Below are 24,714 nucleotides of genomic sequence, written 5' to 3' on the forward strand. Positions count from 1 at the left end.
GATCGACGGACTCAGACCAATCAGGCCTGAGATTCGCGCGAAGCGCGCTTGCGATCGTGTTCCTTCAGGAAGCGCTTACGCACACGAACGCTCTTGGGCGTGATTTCGACCAGTTCGTCGTCGTCGATGAAGTCCACACCGTATTCCAGGGTGAGGTCGATCGGCGGCGTGATCTTGATCGCGTCTTCCTTGCCGGAGACACGGAAGTTGGTCAGCTGCTTGGTACGGGTGGCGTTGACCACCAGATCGTTTTCGCGGCTGTGGATACCCACGATCATGCCTTCGTAGACCGGGTCACCGGCCTTCACGAACATGCGACCACGGTCGTCCAGCTTGCCCAGGGCGTAGGTGAAGATTTCACCGTCGTCCATGGAGATCAGCACGCCGTTCTTGCGGCCACCGATTTCACCCTTGAAAGGCTCGTAACCGTCGAAGATCGACGAGATCAGGCCAGAGCCACGGGTCAGGTTCAGGAATTCGTTGCTGAAACCGATCAGGCCACGGGCCGGGATGCGGTATTCCAGACGGACGCGACCGCGGCCATCGGGTTCCATGTTGACCATTTCGCCCTTGCGCAGACCCAGGGCCTGCATCACGCCACCTTGGTGTTCTTCTTCCACGTCGGCGGTCACCAGTTCCATCGGCTCGCACTTGACGCCGTCGATTTCCTGGAACACCACGCGCGGCTTGGACACAGCCAGTTCGTAGCCTTCACGACGCATGTTTTCCAGCAGGATGGTCAGGTGCAGTTCACCACGGCCACACACTTCGAAGATACCGTCTTCGCTGGTTTCCTTCACACGCAGGGCCACGTTGTGCTGCAGTTCCTTTTGCAGGCGGTCCCAGATCTGACGCGAGGTCACGAACTTGCCTTCACGGCCAGCCAGCGGCGAGGTGTTCACGCAGAAGTTCATGGTCAGCGTGGGCTCGTCGACACGCAGCATGGGCAGCGGCGTCGGGTTGGCGGGGTCGGTGATGGTCACGCCGATACCGATGTCTTCGATACCGTTGATCAGCACGATTTCGCCGGGACCGGCTTCGGTCACTTGCACGCGGTCCAGACCCTGGAAGGTCAGCACCTGGTTGATGCGACCCTTGATGGACTTGCCTTCCGGCCCTTCCATCACGACCACGTCCATACCCGGCTTGATCTTGCCGGCGTTGATGCGACCCACGCCGATACGGCCGACGAAGCTGTTGTAGTCCAGAGCCGAAATCTGCAGTTGCAGCGGAGCTTCAGGGCTGCCATTGTGCGGATGCACGTGGTTCAGGATGGTTTCGAACAGAGCCGACATGTCGGGGCCCCATTGGGCACCCGGCTCGCCTTCTTCCAGCGACGACCAGCCGTTGATGCCCGAGGCATACACCACGGGGAAGTCCAGCTGCTCGTCGGTCGCGCCCAGCTTGTCGAACAGGTCGAAAGCAGCGTTGATCACGGCATCCGGCTTGGCACCCGGCTTGTCCACCTTGTTGACCACCACGATGGGCTTGAGGCCCAGGGCCAGCGCCTTCTTGGTCACGAAGCGCGTTTGCGGCATCGGGCCTTCTTGCGCGTCGATCAGCAGCACCACGCCGTCGACCATCGACAGTGCACGTTCCACTTCGCCACCGAAGTCCGCGTGCCCCGGGGTATCCACGATGTTGATGTGGGTGCCCTTCCAGCTCACGGCGCAGTTCTTGGCCAGGATGGTGATGCCACGCTCACGTTCGATGGCGTTGTTGTCCATCACGGTGTCGACCACCTTCTCGTGTTCGGCAAAGGTGCCCGACTGGCGCAGCAGTTGGTCCACCATGGTCGTCTTGCCATGGTCAACGTGGGCGATGATCGCAATGTTGCGGATTTGGGTGCTCATGAAAAGCTCTCTGGTCTGAAATCAAATAGCGGGGGAAGCCTCGGCTTCCGGTGCAACAGGCGCCGACTGCGTCAGCATGCCCTGCACTTCAGCCGGACTGAGCAAGCGCGTCGGGATCAACTCGCCTGCCTTGATATGGGCACTACCCAGCAACACGCGCCAGGCAGGGTCGTCACCATGGACGGGATGCGGGCCATAAACACGCACCTGCGCGGCATCGGGCAACTTCACCCGGCGACGCAAGCCCGTGAGAAACCGCGCCGCCTCGGGTTCGGTCAAAGTCACCACGGGCCAGTCACTCAGCAGCACATCTGCCGGCAACAAGCACGTGTCACGGTCGGATTCTGACATGCCTTGCAAAACCTCGAGGGTCACTGCGCCTTGCAGGGTGACACCACCACTGCCGGTGCGACGCAAGGCGATCAGGTGAGCACCGCATCCAAGTCGCTCACCGATGTCTTCAGCCAACGTGCGAATGTAGGTGCCTTTGCTGCAGCGCACATCCAGCTCGACAACGTCATCGTCGCAGCGCAGGATGTCAATGGCATGAATCGTGACCTGACGCGCGGCGCGCTCGATCTCCACACCTTCGCGAGCATACTCGTAGAGCGCCCGCCCCTGGTGCTTGAGCGCCGAATGCATCGGGGGAATCTGTTCAATATCGCCGAGAAATGCGTCGCAGGCCGCACGGACAGATTGGGGGTTCACGGCCTCGGTCGTCACCGGACGGGTCTGGACCAGTTCGCCCTCGGCATCGCCCGTGGTCGTGGTCTGACCCAGCTTGAGCGTGGCGGTGTAGCGCTTGTCCGCGTCCAGCGAGACTTGCGAAAATTTGGTGGCAGCACCGAAGCACAGCGGCAACAAACCGGTGGCCAGCGGGTCAAGCGTGCCGGTATGGCCTGCTTTTTCTGCACGCATCAGCCGGCGTACCTTCTGCAAAGCGTCATTGCTGGACAGACCGAGCGGCTTGTCCAGCAAGATGACGCCGTGCAATTGGCGACGAGGCTGACGAGGCGGCTTGCTCACGAAGCAGCACCCTCGTCGTCGTCCTTGGCTTTGTCCGCCACAGCGCGGTTGATCAAGGCACTCAACTCTGCCGCACGCTCGGTGGTGCGGTCAAAGTGGAAGTGCAGCGTCGGCACCGTGTGGATCTGCAACCGCTTGAACAGGCCATTGCGGATGAAACCGGCGGCTTCGTTCAGACCCTCTTCGGTGTCTTGCGGGTTGCCAACCAACAGCGAGAAGAACACCTTGGCGTGGGCGTAATCGGGAGTCACCTCCACATTGGTGATGGTGACCATGCCAATGCGAGGGTCCTTCAACTCACGGATGAGCTCGGAGACATCGCGCTGGATCTGGTCCGCGACGCGCACGCCGCGGTTGGGGATGGAACGTTTATGGCGCATGGTGAATTCCTGCCATGTTGACTGTCGGCCCTCTCAAGCGCAAACCCCGCCTGGGCTCAGGCGGGGTTGCGTGGGGGAGAAGCCAGTACAGCGACTTACAGCGTACGGGCCACTTCCTTGATCTCGAAGAACTCCAGGACATCGCCTTCCTTGATGTCGTTGTAGCCCTTGATGTTGAGACCGCACTCGAAGCCTTCCTTGACTTCCTTGACGTCGTCCTTGAAGCGCTTGAGGCTGTCGAGCTCGCCGGTGTAGATGACCACGTTTTCGCGCAGCACACGCAGTCGGGCGTTGCGACGGACAAAACCGCTGGTGACCATACAACCACCGATGGCACCAATCTTCGAGGCCATGAAGACCTGGCGGATCTCGGCGGTACCGATGACTTCTTCGCGCTGCTCGGGAGCCAGCAGGCCACCCATCGCTGCCTTCACATCATCCACGGCGTCGTAAATGATGTTGTAGTAGCGCACATCCACGCCGTTGCCATCAGCCACCTTGCGGGCATTGGCGTCAGCACGGGTGTTGAAGCCGATGATGACGGCCTTCGAGGCAATGGCCAGGTTGACGTCGGATTCGGAGATGCCACCGACCGCTGCGTGAACGATCTGCACCTTGACTTCGTCGGTCGACAGCTTGAGCAGCGAAGAAGCCAATGCTTCCTGCGAGCCCTGCACGTCGGCCTTGATGATGAGGGGCAGCGTCTGCACTTCGCCCTGACCCATTTGCTCGAACATGTTTTCGAGCTTGGCGGCTTGTTGCTTGGCCAGCTTGACGTCGCGGTACTTGCCTTGACGGAAGGTAGCGATTTCACGGGCACGGCGTTCGTCGCCCAGCACCATGAACTCGTCACCAGCAGCAGGCACCTCGGTCAGCCCCTGGATTTCCACCGGGATAGACGGGCCGGCCTCGGTCGCGGGCTTGCCATCTTCGTCCAGCATGGCGCGCACGCGGCCGTAGCTGGCGCCAGCCAGAACCACATCACCGCGCTTGAGCGTGCCGGATTGAACCAGCACGGTCGCCACAGGGCCGCGGCCCTTGTCCAGCTTGGCTTCGATCACCAAACCCTTGGCCATCGAATCCTTCGGTGCGGTCAGTTCCAGCACTTCGGCTTGCAGCAGGACGTTTTCCAGCAACTCATCAACGCCCTGACCTGTCTTGGCCGACACCGGGCAGAACGGAGAATCACCACCGTAGGCTTCCGGCACCACCTGCTCGCCGACCAACTCCTGGGTCACACGGTCAATGTTGGCGCCTTGCTTGTCCACCTTGTTGATGGCGACCACGATGGGCACGCCAGCTGCCTTCGCGTGGTGGATGGCTTCCTTGGTTTGCGGCATGACGCCGTCGTCGGCCGCCACCACCAGAATGACGATGTCGGTGGCCTTCGCACCACGAGCACGCATGGCCGTGAAGGCCTCGTGACCCGGGGTGTCGAGGAAGGTGATCATGCCGCGCGGCGTGTTCACGTGGTACGCACCGATGTGCTGCGTGATGCCACCGGCTTCGCCAGCAGCCACACGGGCACGGCGAATGTAGTCCAGCAGCGAGGTCTTGCCGTGGTCAACGTGACCCATCACGGTCACGACCGGCGCACGTGGCAGGGCCTCGGTGGCTTGCTGTTCATGCTCTTCCACCAGGAAGGCTTCCGGATCATCCAGCTTGGCGGCAAATGCCTTGTGGCCCATTTCTTCCACCACGATCATGGCGGTTTCCTGGTCCAGTTGCTGGTTGATGGTCACCATCTGACCCAGCTTCATCAGCTGTTTGATGACTTCGGATGCCTTCACCGACATCTTGTGAGCCAGATCGGCCACAGAGATGGTTTCAGGCACGTGCACCTCGATCACTTGAGGTTCGGTCGGTGCCACGAAGTTGGAATGGCTGTCGCCACGGTCGCCACGGCGACCACCCTTGCCGCCCGGAGCCTTCCAGGCGTTACGGCCACCAGCAGCATCGTTGCCGCCACGGCCCTTGGGAGGCGTCGTGCCACCACGCTTCTTGTCTTCATTGGCCCAGCTCGACGACAGCTTCTCGGACTTGACCGACTTCTTGTCACCAGGCTTGGCACCGGCACCACCAGCAGGTGCTGCCGCTTGACCAGGCGCCCCCGGGGCTCCGGCCTTGGGCTTGTGGATCGTGCCCTTGATGCCGTCCTTGGATGCGGTTTCTGCAGGCTTCGGCTCTTCCTTCTTGGGAGCCGTCATGACCTTGCGGGGAGCCGCCATCATGGCGCGGATCGCGGCAGCTTCAGCCTCGGCGGCCTTGCGGCGGCGCTCCAGCTCAGCCAGGCGTTGCTTTTCTTCAGCCTCGGCCGCACCGGCCTTGATCACGCGCACGGTCGGTGCCTTGGGCGCATCGGCAGCAGGCTTCGGAGCTTCTGCAGCCACCACAGGGGCGGGTGCAGGTGCTGCGGCAGCCGGCGCCTCTACCGCTGCCACTTCGGCAACGGCAGCGGCTTTCGCGGCCTTGGACGAGCGTTGTGCAGCCTCAGTCAGCGCAGCAGCTTCGGCACGCGCCGCAGCTTCCTGAGCTGCACGACGTGCAACAGCTTCACGCTCGGCAGCTTCAGCTGCAGCGCGTTCGGCTTCTTCCTTGGCCTTGGCTGCGGCGGCTTCACGCTCGGCACGCTCTTGCTCTTCACGCTGGCGACGCTGCTCTGCCAGGGCTTCTTCCTGCTTGCGCAGTTCTTCAGCCTCCAGGCGCGCCTGCTCTTCGCGGCGCTTGAGTTCAGCCTCGTCAACCTCAGGAGCGGCAGCCGAACCCGGCAACTCGTCGTCACGCTTGACGAACACGCGCTTCTTGCGCACCTCCACCTGGATGGTGCGTGCCTTGCCTGAGGCATCGGCTTGCTTGATTTCGGTGGTCGACTTGCGGGTCAGCGTGATCTTCTTGCGCTCAGCCCCGGCTGAGCCGTGGGCTGAGCGGAGATGGTCCAGCAGGCGCTCCTTGTCGGCCTCCGTGAGCACATCCTCGTGCGAAGCCTTCGGCACGCCAGCTGCCTGGAGCTGCTCCAGCAGTGTCGCAGCCGGGCGATTCAGCTCCGCAGCGAATTGTGCGACGGTGGTCACGGCCATTGTTTCAATCCTTGAGATGTCTTGCTATTACAGAGTTCGATGAAGTCGAGGGCGATGCGGTGAGGATCAGGCGAACCAGTGCTCACGGGCCTTGAGAATCATGGCGCGGGCCTGCTCTTCGGTCAGGCCGCTGATCTCGGTCAATTCGTCCACGGCCAGATCGGCCAGGTCGTCACGGGTGTTGATGCCTGCTTCCGCCAGTTTGGCGATCAGTTCGGCACTGAGCCCTTCCAATCCCTTGAGATTTTCCGACAACGACTCGACTTTTTCTTCCTTGGCGATTTCCATGGTCAACAAAGAGTCTTTGGCGCGGTTGCGCAACTCATTGACCGTTTCTTCGTCAAAGGATTCGATCTCCAGCATTTCCTGCAGCGGCACGTACGCCACTTCCTCGAGGCTGGTGAAACCTTCGGCGATGAGGATATTGGCCACCTCTTCGTCCACGTCGAGCTTCTCGACGAAGAGTTTGCGGATCACGTCGGTTTCATCGGCCTGTTTCTGGGCCGATTCTTCCGCCGTCATGATGTTGATGCGCCAGCCGGTCAGTTCGGACGCCAGGCGCACGTTCTGACCACCACGACCAATGGCAATGGCGAGGTTTTCCTCGTCAACCACCACGTCCATGGCGTGCTTTTCTTCATCAACAAAAATCGATTGCACGTTGGCAGGAGCCAGCGCGCCAATCACAAACTGGGCAGGGTCTTCCGACCACAGCACGATGTCAACACGCTCGCCAGCCAGCTCGTTGGTCACGGCCGTCACGCGCGAACCGCGCACACCCACACAGGTGCCGATCGGATCGACGCGCTTGTCGTGCGACAGCACGGCAATCTTGGCGCGCGAACCGGGGTCACGGGCGCAGCTCTTGATTTCCAGCAGGCCTTGTTCGATTTCGGGCACTTCCTGACGGAACAGCTCGATCATGAAATCAGGGGCGCTGCGCGACAGCATGATCTGCGGGCCGCGTGCAGCAGAGTCCACACCCAGGATGTAGGCGCGCACACGGTCTGCCGTGCGCAGGTTTTCCTTGGGGATCATCTCGCCGCGCTTGAGGCGACCTTCGACACGACCGGACTCGACGATCACGTCGCCCTTGTCCATGCGCTTGACGGTGCCCACGAAGATCTTGTCGCCACGCGACAGGAAATCGTTGAGCAGCTGCTCGCGCTCGGCATCACGGATCTTTTGCAGGATGACCTGCTTGGCAGCCTGTGCACCGATACGGCCGATGGGCACGGATTCGATCGATTCCTCGATGAAGTCGTCCACTTCGATGTCGGCGATTTGTTCCTGAGCTTCGAACAGCAGGATTTCAGAATCAGGCAGTTGCAGGCCAGCCTCGTTGGGCACCACGTGCCAACGACGGTAGGTTTCGTAATCACCGGTTTCGCGGTCGATAGACACACGGATGTCGACTTCACCGGTATAGAGCTTCTTGGTGGCAGAGGCCAGGGCCGATTCGACGGCGCCGAACACGATGTCGCGATCCACGCTCTTTTCGCGGGAAATCGCATCTACCAGCATCAACAGTTCACGGTTCATTTATTTCTGACCTCCGAGATCTTGCGCCTCATCTACGGCAACTTGTTTTTCAGCAGGCTTGTCAGCCTTGCGGCCACGCCCCTTGAAATCGACGACGGGCACCAGGTGCGCCTCGCGGATCTCGTCAAGCGTGAAACCCAGTGCTTGCTCGACAGCGTTCTTGCCCTCGCCCACCTTGAACACCAGTTGCCAGGCACCCCCTTCAGGGGCAGCCTCGCCTTCAGGTGAAGCAACGGCTTCGAGCACGCCACGGTATTTCTTTCGACCCTGGAATGCCACCTTCAGGGTGATCTCGACCTCGGTGCCCGCGAAACGCTCGAAATGAGCAGCGGTGCGCAGAGGGCGATCCAGCCCGGGGGACGACACTTCCAGGCGGCTGTAATCGACATTGCCCACTTCCAGCGCGTATTGCAGCTGACGGGTCACCTTTTCGCAGTCGTCGACCGTGATGAACTCACCCGGGAGATCGTAGGCCCCACCTGGAAGCCGGTCGATGTACACACGAAGCAAGCCCTGGGAACTGCGTTCGCAGTCCACCAATTCATAACCCAGACCGGTTACGGTGCTTTCAACAGCTTTGACCCAACTCATCAACTCGATACGCGTTTCAGCATGAAGACCGGCCTGTGACAACCGATCAAAAAAATGACAAGCAAAAAAAATGGGCTGGAAGTTCCCTGCCCACCTTACGATATCAGCGAAGCCGGTATTCTAGCCTCAGCTGGCGCCCTCAGCAAGCGCTGTGCCTGAATTTCGCGTTTTCGTGCAACGCCGTGCCAAAATCCGCGATTCGATTAGACCTCTCATTGGAGACTGCATGGGATTTCTCGCTGGCAAACGCCTGTTGATCACGGGCCTTCTGTCCAACCGTTCCATTGCCTATGGTATCGCCAAGGCCTGCAAGCGCGAGGGGGCCGAACTGGCCTTCAGCTACGTCGGGGAACGCTTCAAGGATCGCATCACCGAGTTCGCCAAGGAATTCGACTCGGACCTGATTTTCGACTGCGACGTGGGCAGCGATGAGCAGATCGACAAACTGTTCGCCGACCTGTCGCAGGTCTGGCCCAAGTTTGACGGCTTTGTTCACTCGATCGGCTTTGCACCCCGCGAGGCCATTGCAGGCGACTTCCTGGAAGGCCTGTCACGCGAGGCTTTCCGCATTGCGCACGACATCTCGGCCTACAGCTTCCCCGCCATGGCCAAGGCCTCCCTGCCCTATCTGAACGAACAGGCCGCCTTGCTGACGCTGTCCTACCTGGGCGCGGAGCGCATTGTGCCGGCCTACAACACGATGGGGCTGGCCAAGGCCTCGCTGGAAGCCAGCGTGCGCTACACCGCTGCCAGCCTGGGCCCCAAGGGGATCCGCGTCAACGGCATTTCGGCCGGCCCGATCAAGACGCTGGCCGCGTCCGGCATCAAGGGTTTCAGCAAGATCCTGGATGTGGTCGAGCAAAACGCGCCACTGCGTCGCAACGTGACCATTGAAGATGTGGGCAACGTGGCAGCCTTCCTGCTGTCCGACCTGTCTTCGGGGGTGACGGCCGAAATCACCTACGTGGATGGAGGCTTCAGCCAGGTGATGGGCGGCGTGGGCGACATCGCCTGACGACAGACCAACCCGGCTCTCGGCCTGAATGGTTCAGAGGGCCTTCAGGCGGCGGTACAGCGTGCGTTCGCTGATACCGAGCTGCCTGGCCAGATCGGCCTTGCTGCCCTGGTGCGAAGCCAGGGCCTGACGCAGGGCCGATTCTTCCAGCTCAGACAAAGGCACAGGCGCCAAGCGCGCGGCGTGATCCGTACTGACGCCTGCGTCTGCAAGCTGCGCCTCTTCTTCCCAGCCTGGTATCTCGAAATGCTGGATCTGCAGGGTGTCGCCATCGCACATCAGCACAGCCCGCTCCAGCAGGTTGCGCAACTGCCGCACATTGCCCGGCAACTGACGTGACTGAAGGTAGTCCAGCGCCTCCTTGGACAAGCGCAAGCGGCGTTCGGGCGCCAGCCGCTGCAACAGGGTCTGCGCCAGCAATGGAATGTCACTGCGGCGTTCACGCAGACTGGGCAGCCGAATGGGGAAGGTACTCAGCCGGTAATAGAGGTCCTGCCTGAAGGTGCCGTCGGCAACCATGCGTCGCAGGTCACGGTGGGAGGCAGAGATCAGCCGGATGTCAGAGTGCCGCAATTCCGTGGAGCCCACACGCCGGTAGGTGCCGGTTTCCAGCAGCCGCAGCAGCTTGACCTGCATGGTCAACGGGATGTCACCCACCTCGTCGAGAAACAGGGTACCCCCATTGGCTGCCTCAACCAACCCGGGCTTGGCCGTGGTTGCGCCAGTGAAAGCACCCCGTTCGTGGCCGAACAACTCGCTTTCAAAGAGGGTTTCAGGCAAGGCGGTGCAATCCACCACCACCAGCGGGCGCTCTGCCCGCTCGCTGGCCTCGTGCAAGGCCCGCGCCACCAACTCCTTGCCGGTGCCCGATTCCCCCTGGAGCAAGACAGCTGCGCGAGAGGGGGCAACCCGAGAAACCAACTCCAGCATGCGCTGAAATGACTCGGCGCGCCCCACCAGCCCTTGCGCCTGTGAACGACCCGATGCCAGCGGCTGGGGCTCCATTTTCTCGATGAAATAGACCTGCTCGCCTTGCGCATCCAGCACGGGCGTGAGCTCGATGTTCACGTAGTCCTCGCCATGCGATGTGTGATGCAGGTGGAGTACGCGCTCCTTCTGTCCTGACTCACGCGCCCTGGCCAAGGGGCAGGACTCGCCGGCCTGGTCGCACGGCACGCTGTAGCGGTGGGACGCAGCGTAGCAAGTCTGACCGACGACACTGCGCTCGGTGCTGAAGCGGTTGCGATAGGCCGCATTGGCCGACAGGATGCGGTAGTGCCGATCAAACAGGATGTGCGGCTCTGCCAACCCCTCGATAAACGAGATCAACTCGGCGGGCGGCGGCAGTTCATCGGCCATGGTGTCAGCAATGCTCCAAATTTCTGCCATTTTGGCAGCAAATGAGCCATTTTGACAAACATGACAGCATAGCGACATACCAATGCTGCCGTCAGGGGCTTGTAAACATTTGATTCAAAAGTACTTTTCCAAAAGGGTGCGGTTGGCACGAAACTTGGTCTAGATCAAAAAGGAATCTGGAGCCTCCCGTGTTGAAAGACGACCGTCACCTGCTTCGCAAGTTGACATCCATCGTGTTGGTGAAGGTGTTGGTCCTCGCTCTGTTGTGGTTTGTGCTGGTTCGCCCTGAACGGGCTCAAGTCGAACAACAGGATGTCGCCAACGCTCTGGTGGGTCATGCACCCGCCGCCTCGACACGGCAAGCTCCCGAGCCCTCTCGTACTGCTGTCAAAGGACTCCCTCAATGATTTCAGAGCAACTGGTTGACCTGTCGCGGCTTCAATTCGCCGCCACGGCGCTGTACCACTTCCTCTTCGTGCCCCTCACTCTGGGCATGGTCTGGATGTTGGTCATCATGGAAAGCGTCTATGTGATGACCAACAAGGTCATCTGGAAAGACATGACCCGCTTCTGGGGCAAGCTGTTCGGCATCAACTTTGCCCTCGGGGTGACCACCGGCATCACGATGGAATTCCAGTTCGGCACGAACTGGGCTTACTACTCACACTATGTGGGGGACATCTTCGGTGCCCCGCTCGCCATTGAGGGCCTGATGGCCTTCTTCCTGGAGTCGACCTTCATCGGCCTGTTCTTCTTCGGCTGGGACCGTCTGCCCAAGACACGGCATTTGCTGGTGACCGTGCTCATGGCCATCGGCACCAACCTGTCTGCGCTGTGGATTCTCGTGGCCAATGGCTGGATGCAGAACCCCGTGGGCGCAGAGTTCAGCTACGAGACCATGCGGATGGAAATGGTTGATTTCTGGGCGGTGATCTTCAACCCCGATGCCCAGGCCAAGTTTGTGCACACGGTATCTGCCGGCTATGTGACAGGCGCCATGTTCGTGCTGTCGATCTCGGCCTGGTACCTGCTCAAGCATCGCCATGTGCCATTTGCCTTGCGCAGCTTCCGGGTGGCTTCGGCCTTCGGTCTGGCTGCCATCCTGTCTGCGATCGTGCTGGGTGACGAATCTGGCTACACGGTAGGCGAAGCACAGCAAACCAAGATGGCCGCCCTGGAAGCCATGTGGGATACCGAGCCGGCACCTGCCGGGTTGAAGCTGGTTGCCGGCATCAACGAACAGCAGATGAAGAATGACTGGGAAGTTGAAGTGCCCTGGGTCATGGGCCTGATCGGCACCCGCTCGGTGAGCAAGCAGATTCCTGGCATCAAGGACATTCTGGCCATCAACCGTGCCCGCATCGAGCGCGGCGTGCAGGCCGTGACCGCTTTGGAAGCCCTGCGCAAGCAGCCTGACAACGCCGAAGCCAAAGCCGCTTTCGATGCACATAAGGCTGATCTGGGTTTCGGCTTGTTGCTGCGCAAGTATGTGATCGATGTTCGCCAGGCCACGCCCGAGATCATGGACAAGGCGGCTCGTGACACCATTCCCCGCGTGACCCCCATGTTCTGGTCCTTCCGACTGATGGTCGGGCTCGGTTTCCTGATGCTGGCTCTGTTCGGCCTGTCGTTCTGGAGCACGCTCAAGACCAAAGGCCGGGAGCTGCTGCAGCGCCGCTGGTTGCTGAGATGGGCCCTGTGGATGCTGCCGGCGCCGTGGCTGGCCTGTGAACTGGGCTGGTTTGTGGCGGAATATGGCCGTCAGCCTTGGACGATCTATGGCGTGCTGCCGACCCACATGTCGGTGTCCACCCTGACGGTCGAAAGCCTGTATGGCTCATTGTTCGGCTTCGTCGGCTTCTACACCGTGCTGCTTTGCGTCGAAATGTTCCTGATGGTGAAGTTCGCACGGCTGGGTCCCGCCAGCCTTGGAACAGGCCGTTATGAGGGCGAATCTGCCCACGGCCACGCTTGACCCCATCAACAGGAGCACCAACATGCTGGACTATCCAACTCTCAAGATCATCTGGTGGCTGCTGGTGGGCGTGCTGCTCATCGGCTTCGCGATCATGGACGGGCACGACATGGGCGTCGGCACCCTGTTGCCTTTTGCCGGTCAGAGCGATGAAGAACGCCGCGTCGTGATCAACACGGTCGGACCGCACTGGGACGGCAACCAGGTCTGGTTCATCACGGGCGGCGGCGCCATCTTTGCCGCCTGGCCACTGGTCTACGCCACGGCCTTTTCCGGCTTCTACTGGGCCATGCTCGCCGTGCTGTGGGCCCTGTTCTTCCGCCCCGTAGGCTTCGACTACCGCAGCAAGATTGCCAACCCGACGTGGCGCAAGACGTGGGACTGGGGCCTCTTCATCGGCGGAGCGGTCCCACCGCTGATCTTTGGTGTCGCCTTTGGCAACCTGCTGCAAGGCGTCCCATTCCACTTCGACGACAACCTGATGTCGTACTACACCGGCAGTTTCTGGGCCTTGTTGAACCCATTCGCCTTGGTCGCAGGTGTGGTCAGCAGTGCCATGATCACCATGCACGGTGGCGTCTATCTGGCCCACCGCACGGAAGGGGTGATCCAGCAACGTGCCGCCCGCTTTGCATCCTGGGCTGCCGTGGTGATGATCCTGGCCTTTGCCGGAGCAGGTATCTGGTTGACTCAGGGCATTGATGGCTTCCGTATCACTTCGGCGGTGAACCAGGCTGCCCTGCCCAACCCCATGAGCAAGACCGTGGTGCGAGAAGCCGGCGCGTGGTTGCACAACTTCCAGCAAACACCTGTGCTGTGGGCGCTGCCTGCCCTGGGCTTCGTGGGTGCTGCGCTGGCCGCCCTGCTGGTGCGCAGTGGCAAGACCTTGAGCGCATTCGTGGCATCTTCGCTGGCCATGACCGGTGTGATCACCACTGCGGGCTTCGCCATGTTCCCCTTCGTGATGCCCTCCTCCACTGATCCACGCAGCAGTCTGACGGTGTGGGACAGTGTGTCCAGTCACCTGACGCTGGGCATCATGTTCTGGGCCACGATGATCTTCACCCCGATCGTGATCACCTATACCGGCTGGGCCTACAGCGTCATGCGCGGCAAGGTGACGGTAGCTCACATCCGGGCGAACGACCACACAGCCTACTGAACAAGGAGTTCATCATGAATGACCATGTGATGCCGGGCCCGACCCCCATGGGCTCAGAGCCCGATGCCCAGCGGCGACTGTGGTTGACGGTGGCCACCGGTGCAGCGGGTGCTGCGGCCATTGGCACCGCGGTGCCCTTTGTGTCCACGCTGGCACCGTCCGAACGCGCGAAAGCGGCTGGCGCGCCCGTGGAAGTCGATATCGCCAACCTCGCCCCCGGTGAGTTGCGCATCGTCGAGTGGCGAGGCAAGCCCGTGTGGATTCTGCGCCGCACTGCGGACATGATCGCTGCCCTGAAGGCCGCGAACCCTGAACTGGTCGACCCGGGATCAGAGCGCAAGCAGCAGCCCGATTACGCGGCCAATCCGTACCGCTCGATTGAACCCGATGTGTTTGTAGCGGTAGGGATCTGCACCCATCTGGGCTGCTCGCCCTCCATGGTGAAGGCCAACAGCGGCAACCCGAGCGTGCCCGCCAACTGGCAAGGCGGCTTCCTGTGCCCCTGCCACGGCTCCACCTTTGATCTGGCTGGCCGGGTGTTCAAGAACAAGCCCGCTCCGACCAACCTCGAGATTCCGCCACACCGCTACCTCAGCGCCACCCGGCTGCTGATTGGTGAAGACGCCAACGGCGTGGCCGCCTGAACGAAAGGACAAGACACATGTGGTACTTCGCCTGGGTTCTCGGCATTGGCTTTGCCGTGCTGCTGGCCATTCTCAACGCCATGTGGGGCGAGCATGAAGAAGCTCGCGCCGGCGACAGCGGCGAATGACGGACACCGTCCCGTCATCTGGCGGCCTGCATTGGCCGGCCTTGCTGTGTGCACTGGCCGTGATGGTGCTGGTCACGGTTTACCCGCCCATCCTGGCCAACGCCCACGGTCAAGCCGACCACACGCTGGCGGCCTTGTGGATGAGCGCCATGGCAGCCGGCTTCATCAGAGGGGTCGGATTCATTCCCCGGCACGCTGTCTGGCGGGCCTTGTTTTCCGGCTGGACCTGCGCCCTGATGTGCGTGCTGGCAATCGCCTGGATGTGGACACACTGACTGCCTTAACTGAAAGCTGACCTTGGCCCGCCATCGACACCGCATTTCGATCATAGGTGCCGGCTTTGCCGGCCTGCGCGCCATCCGCGTGCTGCGCGAAACCGATCCTGACTGCGAGATCACGCTCATTGCCCCGCGTGCAGAGTTGCATTACCTGCCGAGCATCATCTGGATTCCCAGCGGCCTGCGCACCAGGAAGGATCTGGTCATCCCGCTGACCGCCTTTTTCGGGCGACATCGCGTGCAGTTCCACCAGGGTACGGTTCAGACGATCAGCAGCGATGGGCGCACCGTGCTCACCGAACGTGGCGAAGTCAGCAACGATGGTCTGATCATTGCCAGTGGCGGCCGATTCATCAAGAAGCTTCCGGGCATCGAACATGCGCTGACCCCTTGTGAAGGCATCACCGTGGCGGAGCAAATACGCGATCGGGTCGCCGCCATGCAAGGGGGGACGATCGCACTGGGCTTTGCCGGCAATCCCCAGGAGCCCACCTCGGTGCGAGGCGGGCCCATCTTTGAATTCCTCTTCGGGCTGGACGAACAGTTGCGTCGGGAGGGCCGACGAGAACAGTTCAAACTGGTCTTTTTCAGCCCAGCCAAGGAGCCAGGCAACCGCCTGGGCGGTCAAGCCGTGGCCCACTTGCTGGCCGACATGGCTCGCCGCGGCATCGACATCCACCTCGGCCACAAGCTCGTCCAGTTTGATGCCCGCTCGGTGACAACGGAAGGTGGTCAGTTCGCCGCAGACCTGATCGTGTTCATGCCTGGCCTGACCGGCAATGCCTGGTTCGACCATACCGATCTGCCCCGCTCGCCTGGAGGCCTGCTACAGGCAGACGCGCAATGCCGCGTAGTGGGCAAGCCGCTTGTGTACGTGGCGGGTGACTCGGGGAGCTACCCTGGTCCCGACTGGATGCCCAAGCAAGCCCACATGGCGGACCTGCAGGCCACGGCAGCCGCACACAACCTGCTGGCCGAACTGAATGGATCCAGCCCGAACGAAACGTTCAAGACAGAGCTGTTCTGCATTGTCGACAGCCTGTCGAAAGGCACCGTGATCTACCGGTCCGAGCGACGCAACGTGATGCTGCCAGCCACCCGCCTGGCGCACTGGGCCAAACGGCTCTTCGAGCACCTGTACCTGCTGCCCTACCGATGAGCGCCTTGGTCACCCTCTCGGGTTTGCTGTTGATCGTGGTGCTGTTGGGGGTGGTTCGCTGGGGCTTGCACAAAGGACTGGCACCCACACGCCTCGCAGATGGCATGCAGCCGTCCGAGTTGGGCCTTGCCGCCGAGGCCATCACCATCGGCTCGACACCTCCCGGCAAGATGTTTGCCTGGTGGATACCGGTCCGTACCACCTTGCAGCGCACACCGGTTGCCGTGCTGCTGCATGGTTGGGGCGGAGATGCTGGCACCTTGCTGCCGGCGGCGCAGGCGCTCCACCAGGCGGGCTACGCCGTGCTGGCTGTCGATGCGCTCAACCACGGACGCAGCGACGAGGAAGACCACAGCTCGATGCCGCGATTCGCCCGCGATCTGGACCGGGCCCTGGCATGGGTCACTTCCAGACCGGATATCGACCCCGCTCGCGTCTATGCCCTTGGCCACTCGGTTGGCGGTGCGGCGGTACTGCTGAGTGCATCCAGTCGGCACGATCTGTGCGCCGTCGTCAGCGTATCGGCTTTTGCCCATCCGGAGTGGATGATGCGCCGCTGGCTGCAGGGGCGCCACATTCCCTATATGCCGTTGGGCTGGTTGGTCAACCGCTACGTCGAGCAGGTCATCGGATGGCGCTTTGATGACATCGCGCCGATTCACACGGTGTCACGCATCACCTGCCCCGTGCTCCTGGTCCACGGCCAGCAGGATCCGACAGTGCCCGTGAAGGACGCTCGCGCCATCCATGCCCATCAAGGCGCAGCACGCGTCACCTTGATCGAGGCGCCGGGCGACCATGAACACTTTGAGCACATGGATGCGGTCATGCGAGAGGTGCTGGCCTTCATGGCCAGTGCCGCCGACAGCGCAACCAGCCCGACTCAGTTCGGCGCAGCAGGACTGACCAGGGCGCTCGACGCCACCAAAGCCCGTGTATAGGGGTGAGATGGACGCTCCAGAACCTGGTCTACAGCGCCCCTTTCCACGATGTTCCCGTCCTTCATCACCAGCACCTCATGGGCCATGGCTGCGACGACTTCCACATCGTGGGTGATGAGCAGGTAACTCAGGCGGCGTTCGCGCTGCAGGCGTTGGAGCAGTGCCAGGATCTGCTTCTGGATCGTCACATCCAGGGCACTGGTTGGTTCGTCAAGCACGATGAGCTGTGGCTCGACCACCAGTGCGCGAGCCAGTGCCAGTCGCTGCCGCTGGCCGCCTGAAAATTCGTGCGGATAACGGCTCAGCAAGCGCGGGAACTGCGCTTCGGTCAAACCGACGTCAGCCAGTGCGGTGACCACCTGCGCCTGCCGGGCGGCCGCGTCGAGTTCGGGCCGATGAACGAGCAGCCCTTCCCCCACCACTTCTTCCACCGTCATCCGGGGCGACAGCGAAGAAAACGGGTCCTGGAACACCACCTGCACAATGCGGCGCAGGGGGCGGTCTGCCTTGGCCTGGTATTGCCAGCTCCGACCGTCAATCTGCAGTTCGCCTTGTTTGGGCTGCAGGCCCAATACCGCCAGAGCGGTGGTGGACTTGCCCGAACCAGACTCGCCGATCAGGGCCAGTGTCTGCCCCGTACGGACCTCGAAAGTGGCCTGCTTGACCGCTTCGAATTGGCCTTTGCGGAACCAGCCCTTGAAACCATGCAAGGGAACCGGGTAGTTGACCTGCAAGCCCTCGGCGCGGACCACCGGGCTGACATCGCCCAGCTCATGCGCAGCCACCACATCACGCACCGGACGGCTGTCGAGCAGCTTGCGGGTGTAGGCGTGCTGCGGGTTGGCAAACACCTCCGCCACCGGGCCTTGCTCCACCAACTCGCCCTGCTCCATCACGGCCACGCGGTCGGCGAAACGCCGCACCAGATGAAGGTCATGCGTGATCATCAACACCGACATGCCCTGTGTGCGCTGCAACTCACTGAGCAGGTCCAGAATCTGCACCCGCAAGGTCACATCGAGCGCCGTGGTGGGCTCGTCGGCCAGCAGCAGCCTGGGCTTGCAGGCCAGTGCCATGGCGATCATGGCGCGCTGACGCTGTCCACCTGACAACTGGTGCGGATAGCTGCTTGCGCGCCGCTCCGGCTCGGGAATGCCGGTCAGACTCAGCAGCTCGATGGCACGTGCCCACGCTTGCGCCTTCGACGCCAGCTCATGCAACTCCACCACTTCGGCAATCTGGTCACCGATGGTGAACAGCGGGTTGAGCGCCGTCATGGGCTCCTGGAAGATCACGGCCACGTCCTGGCCGCGCACGCCGCGCAGCGCCCTTTCACTCAACTGCATCAGGTCGGTGGCGGCAGTCTCACCACGCCCAGCCAGCACGGCCTGCCCGCTCACCTGCGCCTGCGGCACCAGTTTGAGCAAACTCATCGCCGTGAGCGTCTTGCCCGAGCCTGACTCGCCCACCAACGCCAGTTTCTCACCGGGCGCAATCTGAAAACTCACACGCTTGACGATGTCCTTGGCGCCAATCCGCACGGAGAGGTCACGGACATCCAGCAAGGCTTGCCTGGCATTCATTCCTGCATCTCCTTGCGGGGGTCCAGGGCATCGCGCAGCGCATCACCCATGAAGGTCAAGAGCAACAAGGTCAGCACCAGCACGATGAAGGTCGACAAGGAAATCCACCACGCATCCAGGTTGGCCTTGCCCTGCGAGAGCATCTCGCCCAGGCTCGGCACATCGGCCGGCACGCCCAGCCCCAGGAAATCGAGCGAGGTCAAGGCCAGGATGGCCGCGCTCATGCGAAATGGCAGGAAGGTCACCACCGGCGTCAGGCTATTGGGCAGGATGTGCCGCCAGATGATCTGCCAGTTCGACAAGCCCATGGCGCGCGCCGCACGCACGTAGTCCAACTGGCGGTTGCGCAGGAACTCTGCCCGCACGTAGTCAGACAGACCGATCCAGCCAAACAGGCTCAACAGCAGCAGCAACAGACCGATGCCGGGCGAGAACACCGCCGAGAAGATGATGAGCAGGTAGAGCTCTGGCATGGAGCTCCAGACCTCGATGAAGCGCTGCATGGCCAGGTCGGTACGCCCGCCATAGAAGCCTTGCAGGGCCCCGGTGACCACACCCACCACAACCCCGATGACCGTCAGCGCCAGGCCGAACAGCACCGACACCCGAAAGCCATAGAGCAAGCGCGCCAGCACATCACGCCCGCGGTCATCGGTGCCCAGCCAGTTTTCGGAAGACGGCGCAGCCGGGTTGGGCTGCGACGCAAAGTAATTGATCGTGCGGTGATGGAAGCGGTTGGGCGGATAGATGGCGACATTGCCCGGCTTCCTGAACTGCGCCTGGATGAAGGGGTCGAGGTAATCCGTGGGTGTCTGGAAGTCACCACCGAAGGTGGTTTCCGGTACGTCCTGCACGATGGGCACATACCAATGGCCGTTGTAGCGGGCCAGGATGGGTCGGTCGTTGGACAGCACCTCGGCCAGCAGGCTGAGCACGACCAGCACGACGAACACCACCATGCTCCAGTAGCCCAGGCGGTGTTGCTTGAACCGCAGCCAGGCCCGCCGCGAGGGCGACAGCGAAGGCGTGATGGAAGGGGTAGAACTCGGCGTGCCCATCAGTCGAACTTCACGCGGGGGTCAACCCACACATAGCAGAGGTCACTGATCAGCTTGGTGGCCAGGCCGATCAGGGTGAACAGATACAAGGTGCCCAGCACCACCGGGTAGTCACGGCGGATCACCGACTCATAGCTCAGCAAGCCCAGGCCGTCCAGGGTGAACAGGGTTTCGATCAGCAGCGACCCAGTGAAGAACGCCCCGACAAAAGCCGAAGGGAACCCCGTCACCAGGGGGATCAAGGCATTGCGGAACACGTGCTTCCACAGCACCTTGCGTTCATCGAGCCCCTTGGCGCGGGCGGTCATCACGTACTGCTTGCGGATCTCGTCGAGAAACGAGTTCTTGGTCAGCATGGTGATGATGGCAAAGCTGCCCATCACGCTGGCCGTGACCGGCAAGGTGATGTGCCAGAGGTAATCGGTCACCTTGCCCCACCAGCTCAGCTCGGCCCAGTTGGCAGAGGTCAGGCCACGCAGCGGAAACCACTGCACAAACGAGCCCCCGCCAAACAACACCAGCAAGGCCACCCCCAGCACAAAGCCCGGAATGGCAAAACCGATCAGCACCAGCAGGCTGGTCATGAAATCGAACCGGGAGCCTGCCCGCACCGCCTTGGCAATGCCCAACGGCACCGACACCAGGTAGCTGAGGATGAAGGTCCACAGCCCCAAGGTAATGGACACCGGCAGTTTTTCTTTGACCAGTTCCAGCACATCCTTGTGGTGGACGAAGCTCTGCCCCAGGTCGAAGCGCGCGTAGTTGATGACCATGCGCACAAAGCGCTCGGGCGCTGGCTTGTCAAAACCATAGAGCTTCTTGAGCTCTTCCACCTGGGCCGGGTCTACACCTTGTCGACCGCGATAGGCACTGCTGGGCCCTGCCCCCCCCTCGCCGCCCGTGGTGCGGGCATTGAGCTGAGACATCACCTGCTCGACCGGGCCGCCGGGCACGAACTGGATCACCGCAAAGGTCACCAGCAGCACGCCCAGCAGGGTCGGGATCATCAACAGGATGCGTTTGAGGATGTAGGCGAACATGTCACTGCCTCCACCAGCAGCTCAAGGCCCAGGCCTCGGGACGGTAATGCGGCGGGATCACGGCTGGCTGACCAAAACGGCCGCCACGCCATGCCACCCGGAAGGTGTTCGAGTACCAGTGCATCACCGCCAGGTGCTTGTGCCGAAGCACACGGTCAAGCGCGCGGGTGGCGACGATCAGCTCCGGCTTGTTGCGGGCCGTGGTCACCTTCTCGATCAGCGCATCCACGGCAGGGTCAGACACCCCCATCAGGTTGTCCGAACCCTCCACATTCGCCATGGACGAGTGGTAGTACTGGCGCAACTCAGACCCTGGCACTTCCTGTCCTGGCAAGGCCAGGCTTTCCATCTCGTAATCGAACTTCTTCATCCGCTTCTCGTAGACGGCGTAATCGACCACCCGGTAAGACGCCTGGATGCCGAGCTTTTCGAGGTTGCGGATCATGGGGGTGACCACCCGCCCCATGTTAGGTGAGTTATCGAGAAACTCGATGGTGAAAGGATCACCTTTGGCGTTGCGCAACTGCCCGTCGCGGTAGGTCCAGCCGGCTGCGGCCAGCAAGTCGCGCGCGCGTCTCAGGTTGTCCCGCAAGGACCCGGGCGGGTTGGTATTGGGTGGCTGTGGCACCGGTTGGGCGAACACCGCTGCAGGCAGCTTGGCCCGCAAAGGCTCCAACAGCGCCAACTCGTCCGGCCCGGGCAAGCCCTTGGCCTCGTAATCGCTGTTGGTGAAGAAACTGTTGATGCGCTTGTAGATGCCGTAGAACAGCTGGCGGTTCATCCACTCGAAGTCCATGGCCAGACCGATGGCTTCCCGCACCCGAGGGTCCTTGAACTTGTCCAGCCGGGTATTGAAGATGAAACCCTGGAAATTGGCAGCATTGCGATGCGGCAAGGTCTTCTTGACCAGCTCGCCGCTGTCGAAACGGGCCCCCTTGTACTGCCGCACCCAGTCTTTGGACACGTAGGACTCGATGAAATCGAACTCGCCCGCCTTGAAGCCCTCAAACGCGGCCACATTGTCCAGATACATGCGGTAGGTCACGCGGTCGAAGTTGTACTGGCCACGGCGCACGTTCAGGTCAGCGCCCCAATATTGGGGGTCGCGCACATAGGTGATGTCTCGCCCCGAGTTGACAGGGCCGATGCGGTATGGACCCGAGGTGATGGGCTCTTCCATCACCACCTCGTCGAAGGGCTTGGCCTTGCCATTGACCACCCCCCACTTGTGGCTGAACACCGGCAGGCTGCCCACAATCAGGGGCAATTCCTTGTCGGGGCGCTTGAATTCAAAGCGGATGGTGCGCTCATCCAGCACCTTCACCGCCGACACTCCGCCAAAATAGGCTGGGTACTGGGGTGACACCTGCTTGCTCGTCAGCACGTCGAAGGAATGCTTCACATCGGCAGCCAGCACCGCATCCCCGTTGTTGAAGCGGGCCTTCGTGTTGAGGTGAAAGGTCACCGACAAACCATCAGACGCGACCGCCACATCATCAGCCAGCAGGCCATAGGCGGTGCTCGGCTCTTCGAAATTACCCGTCAGCAGGGTTTCGAACATCAGGGTGGTCAAGCCGGGTGGCGAGGTGCCCTTGAGTGTGAAGGGGTTGTACTTGTCGAAGTTGTTGGCGATGACCGGTGCCACCAGCGAAAAGTCGCCGCCCTTGGGCGCTTTCAGGTTGACGTAGTCGAAATGGTGAAAGCCGGCCGGGTATTTGATGTCGCCAAACTGCGCATAGGCATGGGCCGACCACGCCGCGGGCAGCCATGCCAAAGCCAGCAAAGCAACGCCCAGCCAACGCAAGACACCGAATCGCCCCATGACACCCTTCACGCTTCGCACCACCACAGGCTACCAGAACATCATGGTGTCGCGGCCCTGCACCACCAACTCGACCTTGCGGCCCAGCGGCAGGCACAGTTTCACCGGCACATGGCCGAACGGCAGCCCGGTCAGGATGGGCGTTGTGGTCTGCGTGCGCAGATAGTCGATGGCGGTCTTCAGCTTGTAGCCATGGTCCAGCGGAGACGGCTTGAAGTCCGTGAAGGCCCCCAGCACGATGGCTTTCTGCTTGTCGAGCACGCCAGCCTGATGCAATTGCAGCAGCGCCCGCTCGATGCGGTAAGGGTGCTCATTGACGTCCTCCAGGAAAAGCACGCCATTCTTGATCTTGGGGAAGTGTGGGGTACCCAGCAGCGCCTGCACCATGGCCAGGTTGCCGCCCCACAGTCGACCAGACACATCCAGACCGTCAAAACCGGCCTCGGTGCGGAAGCCAATGGCCTCCAATTCGCCGGTCATGGCTTCAACGAAACAGTCCTGGGTGACGTCATCACCGCCCTCCGGGCTGTCATCACGACCGAAATCATCGCAGGCCATGGGGCCGGCCCAGAAACCGGCTGTCACGCCCTCTTCTACCTTCGCCGGGCCTGCGGCATCGTGCGCCAGTGCCGCCAGTTGCAAGGCGGTGACATCGCTGTGGCCAACCCAGGCTGCGCCCTTCTCGACGCTGCGCGCCATGCGCTTCCAGTCAATGCGGTCCAGCAGCCGCATCAGACCATAGCCACCCCGGGTGGCCAAGGCGATGTCAGGAGCCGCATCGGCGATGCGATGCAGGGCTGCCAGGCGCACCTCGTCGTCACCGGCAAAACGCTGCGAGCGGGCCAACGCCGACTCGTCAATGCTGGCCTCGAAACCCAGCGCTTTCAGGCGCTTGGCGGCGCGTCTGACCGCGGGCGGCTTGGCAACGATACCGGCCGGACTGAAGAGGACAACGGATTGACCCACAAAACCCTCGCAAACTCAGGTGCAAAACCCTGAGTCTACGAGCGTTTGCTCACTGTTGTGCCTTGGCGAGTGTGCGCACCTGAAAGCGGCCGTCGTTATCAAACAACCAGGTTTCGATGACGCCCTCGCGCATGAGCTTTTCTCGCACCGAGTCAGGCAGCCTTTCCGGGTGAACGCGGTGAGCTGATTCAATCGCACGAGCCACCATCTCAGGCTGCTGCTCATTGCCCCGCATGACTTCGGTGCGCCAGTGGCCCGAGGCATCCAGCTTGTTGCGCAGCACCACCACAGCACGCAGCAACGGTTGCGGACGACGGTCGTGCACCCACTCGGGCGAGGCGCTGTACACCTCAGCCGCGTAGTGGCGACGGGACTCGTCCATGACCTCGGCTCGAGCCGAACTCTGTACGAACATGGACGTCACAGCAAGCACTCCGAACCAGACACCATTTGCACTCATGATGAACTCCAACAGGGTAGGACGACACCCTCAAGTTATCGGAGCACCCCACAAGCCAGGCAGAGGTACAAGCGCAAGAACTGTGAGCGTTTGAAAACGCCCCGCAGGGTGGCTACATGAAGTGTGAAAAACATCACAGCCAGCACCCGCGGGTTCTCCCGTTTCAGGCGTGCTCGGGAGGTGTCTCGCTGTACATGGTGTCGATGACCTCCTTGTAGCGATCCAGCACCACGCGGCGCTTCACCTTCATGGTCGGCGTCAGCTCACCGGACTCGATCGAAAACGACTGCATCAGCACCGAGAACTTGCGGATCTGCGCCACCCGCGCACTGCTGGCATTCACGTGATCAACCCCTTTTTGCAACTCGGCCAACACCAAGGGGTGGTGATACAGGTCGGCGCCAGACAGGTGGTGGTGCTTCGCGAATGCCGCCAGCGCGTCGGGCATCAGGGTCAGCAAGGCCGTCACATAGTGACGCCCATCACCACACACCACGGCATGCTCGACCAGATGGGTGTTCATCAATGTGAAGCGCCCCGGGTTTCGCAGAGGCCAGTTGGTTTAAGTCAGACGGTCGCGGCCTGACCAGCGCGTTGTTGGTGGTAGTTTGCCTCGAACTCTGCGGGCGGGACATTACCAAGTGGCCCCATCAAC

23 protein-coding genes are annotated in these 24,714 nt (G+C 61.8%); 9 read left to right on the forward strand and 14 right to left on the reverse strand.

Translation table 11 applies throughout. The annotated features are described in order from the left end of the window. Positions 1–20 precede the first annotated feature (20 nt). From typA to rimP, 6 genes are all read right to left on the reverse strand, one after another. The gene (gene typA / locus ACE3PH_RS15755) at positions 21–1,853 is read right to left on the reverse strand and encodes a translational GTPase TypA (RefSeq protein WP_374320805.1); all 1,833 of its coding nucleotides are present in this window, start codon (positions 1,851–1,853) and stop codon (positions 21–23) included. A 21-nt stretch (positions 1,854–1,874) separates the two neighbouring features. Further along, positions 1,875–2,879 (reverse strand): tRNA pseudouridine(55) synthase TruB, encoded by a 1,005-nt coding sequence (gene truB / locus ACE3PH_RS15760; RefSeq protein ID WP_374320807.1) that lies wholly within the window; start codon positions 2,877–2,879, stop codon positions 1,875–1,877. Then, complete coding sequence (rbfA, locus tag ACE3PH_RS15765) at positions 2,876–3,259, reverse strand: 30S ribosome-binding factor RbfA (RefSeq protein WP_374320809.1); 384 nt, start codon at positions 3,257–3,259, stop codon at positions 2,876–2,878. Before rbfA ends, truB begins: the two co-directional genes overlap by 4 nt. Positions 3,260–3,354: 95 nt before the next feature. Continuing rightward, entirely contained in the window at positions 3,355–6,336 is a 2,982-nt protein-coding gene (gene infB / locus ACE3PH_RS15770) for a translation initiation factor IF-2 (RefSeq protein ID WP_374320811.1), read from the reverse strand. A 66-nt stretch (positions 6,337–6,402) separates the two neighbouring features. After that, positions 6,403–7,878 (reverse strand): transcription termination factor NusA, encoded by a 1,476-nt coding sequence (gene nusA, locus ACE3PH_RS15775; RefSeq protein WP_374320813.1) that lies wholly within the window; start codon positions 7,876–7,878, stop codon positions 6,403–6,405. Beyond that, positions 7,879–8,469, reverse strand: coding sequence for a ribosome maturation factor RimP (gene rimP / locus ACE3PH_RS15780; RefSeq protein WP_374320815.1), 591 nt, complete (start codon positions 8,467–8,469; stop codon positions 7,879–7,881). Between the two features lie 226 nt (positions 8,470–8,695). Between rimP and fabI the strand changes: the two genes are divergently transcribed. Next, positions 8,696–9,484, forward strand: a complete 789-nt coding sequence (gene fabI, locus ACE3PH_RS15785) for an enoyl-ACP reductase FabI (RefSeq protein ID WP_374320817.1) — start codon at positions 8,696–8,698, stop codon at positions 9,482–9,484. A 33-nt stretch (positions 9,485–9,517) separates the two neighbouring features. Here the strand turns inward: fabI and ACE3PH_RS15790 are convergent, their stop codons facing one another. Further along, positions 9,518–10,843 (reverse strand): sigma-54 interaction domain-containing protein, encoded by a 1,326-nt coding sequence (locus tag ACE3PH_RS15790; protein WP_374320819.1) that lies wholly within the window; start codon positions 10,841–10,843, stop codon positions 9,518–9,520. A gap of 188 nt (positions 10,844–11,031) precedes the next feature. Here ACE3PH_RS15790 and cydP point away from each other — a divergent pair, with 188 nt between their 5' ends. Genes cydP through ACE3PH_RS15830 form a run of 8 tightly spaced genes read left to right on the forward strand, consistent with a single transcriptional unit; the run spans position 11,032 to position 17,130 of the window. Then, positions 11,032–11,250: a cytochrome oxidase putative small subunit CydP gene (gene cydP, locus ACE3PH_RS15795; RefSeq protein ID WP_374320821.1), complete on the forward strand. Its 219-nt coding sequence runs from the start codon at positions 11,032–11,034 to the stop codon at positions 11,248–11,250. Beyond that, positions 11,247–12,818 carry a cytochrome ubiquinol oxidase subunit I gene (locus ACE3PH_RS15800; RefSeq protein ID WP_374320823.1) on the forward strand — a complete coding sequence of 524 codons (1,572 nt, stop codon included), beginning with the start codon at positions 11,247–11,249 and terminating at the stop codon, positions 12,816–12,818. Before cydP ends, ACE3PH_RS15800 begins: the two co-directional genes overlap by 4 nt. A 22-nt stretch (positions 12,819–12,840) precedes the next feature. Then, positions 12,841–13,980 (forward strand): cytochrome d ubiquinol oxidase subunit II, encoded by a 1,140-nt coding sequence (cydB, locus tag ACE3PH_RS15805; protein ID WP_374320825.1) that lies wholly within the window; start codon positions 12,841–12,843, stop codon positions 13,978–13,980. Between the two features lie 14 nt (positions 13,981–13,994). Continuing rightward, entirely contained in the window at positions 13,995–14,624 is a 630-nt protein-coding gene (gene petA / locus ACE3PH_RS15810) for a ubiquinol-cytochrome c reductase iron-sulfur subunit (RefSeq protein WP_374320827.1), read from the forward strand. A gap of 17 nt (positions 14,625–14,641) precedes the next feature. Continuing rightward, the gene (gene cydX, locus ACE3PH_RS15815) at positions 14,642–14,752 is read left to right on the forward strand and encodes a cytochrome bd-I oxidase subunit CydX (RefSeq protein ID WP_374320829.1); all 111 of its coding nucleotides are present in this window, start codon (positions 14,642–14,644) and stop codon (positions 14,750–14,752) included. Further along, on the forward strand, positions 14,749–15,027 hold the full coding sequence (locus ACE3PH_RS15820) for a cyd operon YbgE family protein (RefSeq protein ID WP_374320831.1): 279 nt from the start codon (positions 14,749–14,751) through the stop codon (positions 15,025–15,027). Before cydX ends, ACE3PH_RS15820 begins: the two co-directional genes overlap by 4 nt. Positions 15,028–15,049: 22 nt before the next feature. Continuing rightward, positions 15,050–16,189 carry an NAD(P)/FAD-dependent oxidoreductase gene (locus ACE3PH_RS15825; RefSeq protein WP_374320833.1) on the forward strand — a complete coding sequence of 380 codons (1,140 nt, stop codon included), beginning with the start codon at positions 15,050–15,052 and terminating at the stop codon, positions 16,187–16,189. Next, the gene (locus ACE3PH_RS15830; RefSeq protein ID WP_374320835.1) at positions 16,186–17,130 is read left to right on the forward strand and encodes an alpha/beta hydrolase; all 945 of its coding nucleotides are present in this window, start codon (positions 16,186–16,188) and stop codon (positions 17,128–17,130) included. The genes ACE3PH_RS15825 and ACE3PH_RS15830 overlap by 4 nt, the downstream gene beginning before the upstream one ends. On the opposite strand, the gene ACE3PH_RS15835 is transcribed toward ACE3PH_RS15830, so the two are convergent. From ACE3PH_RS15835 to ACE3PH_RS15865, 7 genes are all read right to left on the reverse strand, one after another. After that, positions 17,073–18,713: an ABC transporter ATP-binding protein gene (locus ACE3PH_RS15835; protein WP_374320837.1), complete on the reverse strand. Its 1,641-nt coding sequence runs from the start codon at positions 18,711–18,713 to the stop codon at positions 17,073–17,075. The genes ACE3PH_RS15830 and ACE3PH_RS15835 overlap by 58 nt on opposite strands. Then, complete coding sequence (locus ACE3PH_RS15840) at positions 18,710–19,771, reverse strand: ABC transporter permease (protein WP_374320839.1); 1,062 nt, start codon at positions 19,769–19,771, stop codon at positions 18,710–18,712. The genes ACE3PH_RS15835 and ACE3PH_RS15840 overlap by 4 nt, the downstream gene beginning before the upstream one ends. Then, entirely contained in the window at positions 19,771–20,811 is a 1,041-nt protein-coding gene (locus ACE3PH_RS15845) for a microcin C ABC transporter permease YejB (RefSeq protein ID WP_374320841.1), read from the reverse strand. Before ACE3PH_RS15845 ends, ACE3PH_RS15840 begins: the two co-directional genes overlap by 1 nt. Position 20,812: 1 nt before the next feature. Continuing rightward, positions 20,813–22,633: an extracellular solute-binding protein gene (locus tag ACE3PH_RS15850; protein ID WP_374320843.1), complete on the reverse strand. Its 1,821-nt coding sequence runs from the start codon at positions 22,631–22,633 to the stop codon at positions 20,813–20,815. 30 nt (positions 22,634–22,663) lie between these two features. Beyond that, positions 22,664–23,599, reverse strand: a complete 936-nt coding sequence (locus ACE3PH_RS15855; RefSeq protein WP_374320845.1) for an LD-carboxypeptidase — start codon at positions 23,597–23,599, stop codon at positions 22,664–22,666. A 49-nt stretch (positions 23,600–23,648) separates the two neighbouring features. Next, positions 23,649–24,059: a hypothetical protein gene (locus ACE3PH_RS15860; protein ID WP_374320847.1), complete on the reverse strand. Its 411-nt coding sequence runs from the start codon at positions 24,057–24,059 to the stop codon at positions 23,649–23,651. Positions 24,060–24,222: 163 nt separating this feature from the next. Then, positions 24,223–24,582 carry a hypothetical protein gene (locus ACE3PH_RS15865; RefSeq protein WP_374320849.1) on the reverse strand — a complete coding sequence of 120 codons (360 nt, stop codon included), beginning with the start codon at positions 24,580–24,582 and terminating at the stop codon, positions 24,223–24,225. Positions 24,583–24,714 lie beyond the last annotated feature (132 nt).

Origin of the sequence: Aquabacterium sp. (assembly GCF_041909175.1) — a bacterium.
Classification (GTDB): domain Bacteria; phylum Pseudomonadota; class Gammaproteobacteria; order Burkholderiales; family Burkholderiaceae_C; genus Aquabacterium.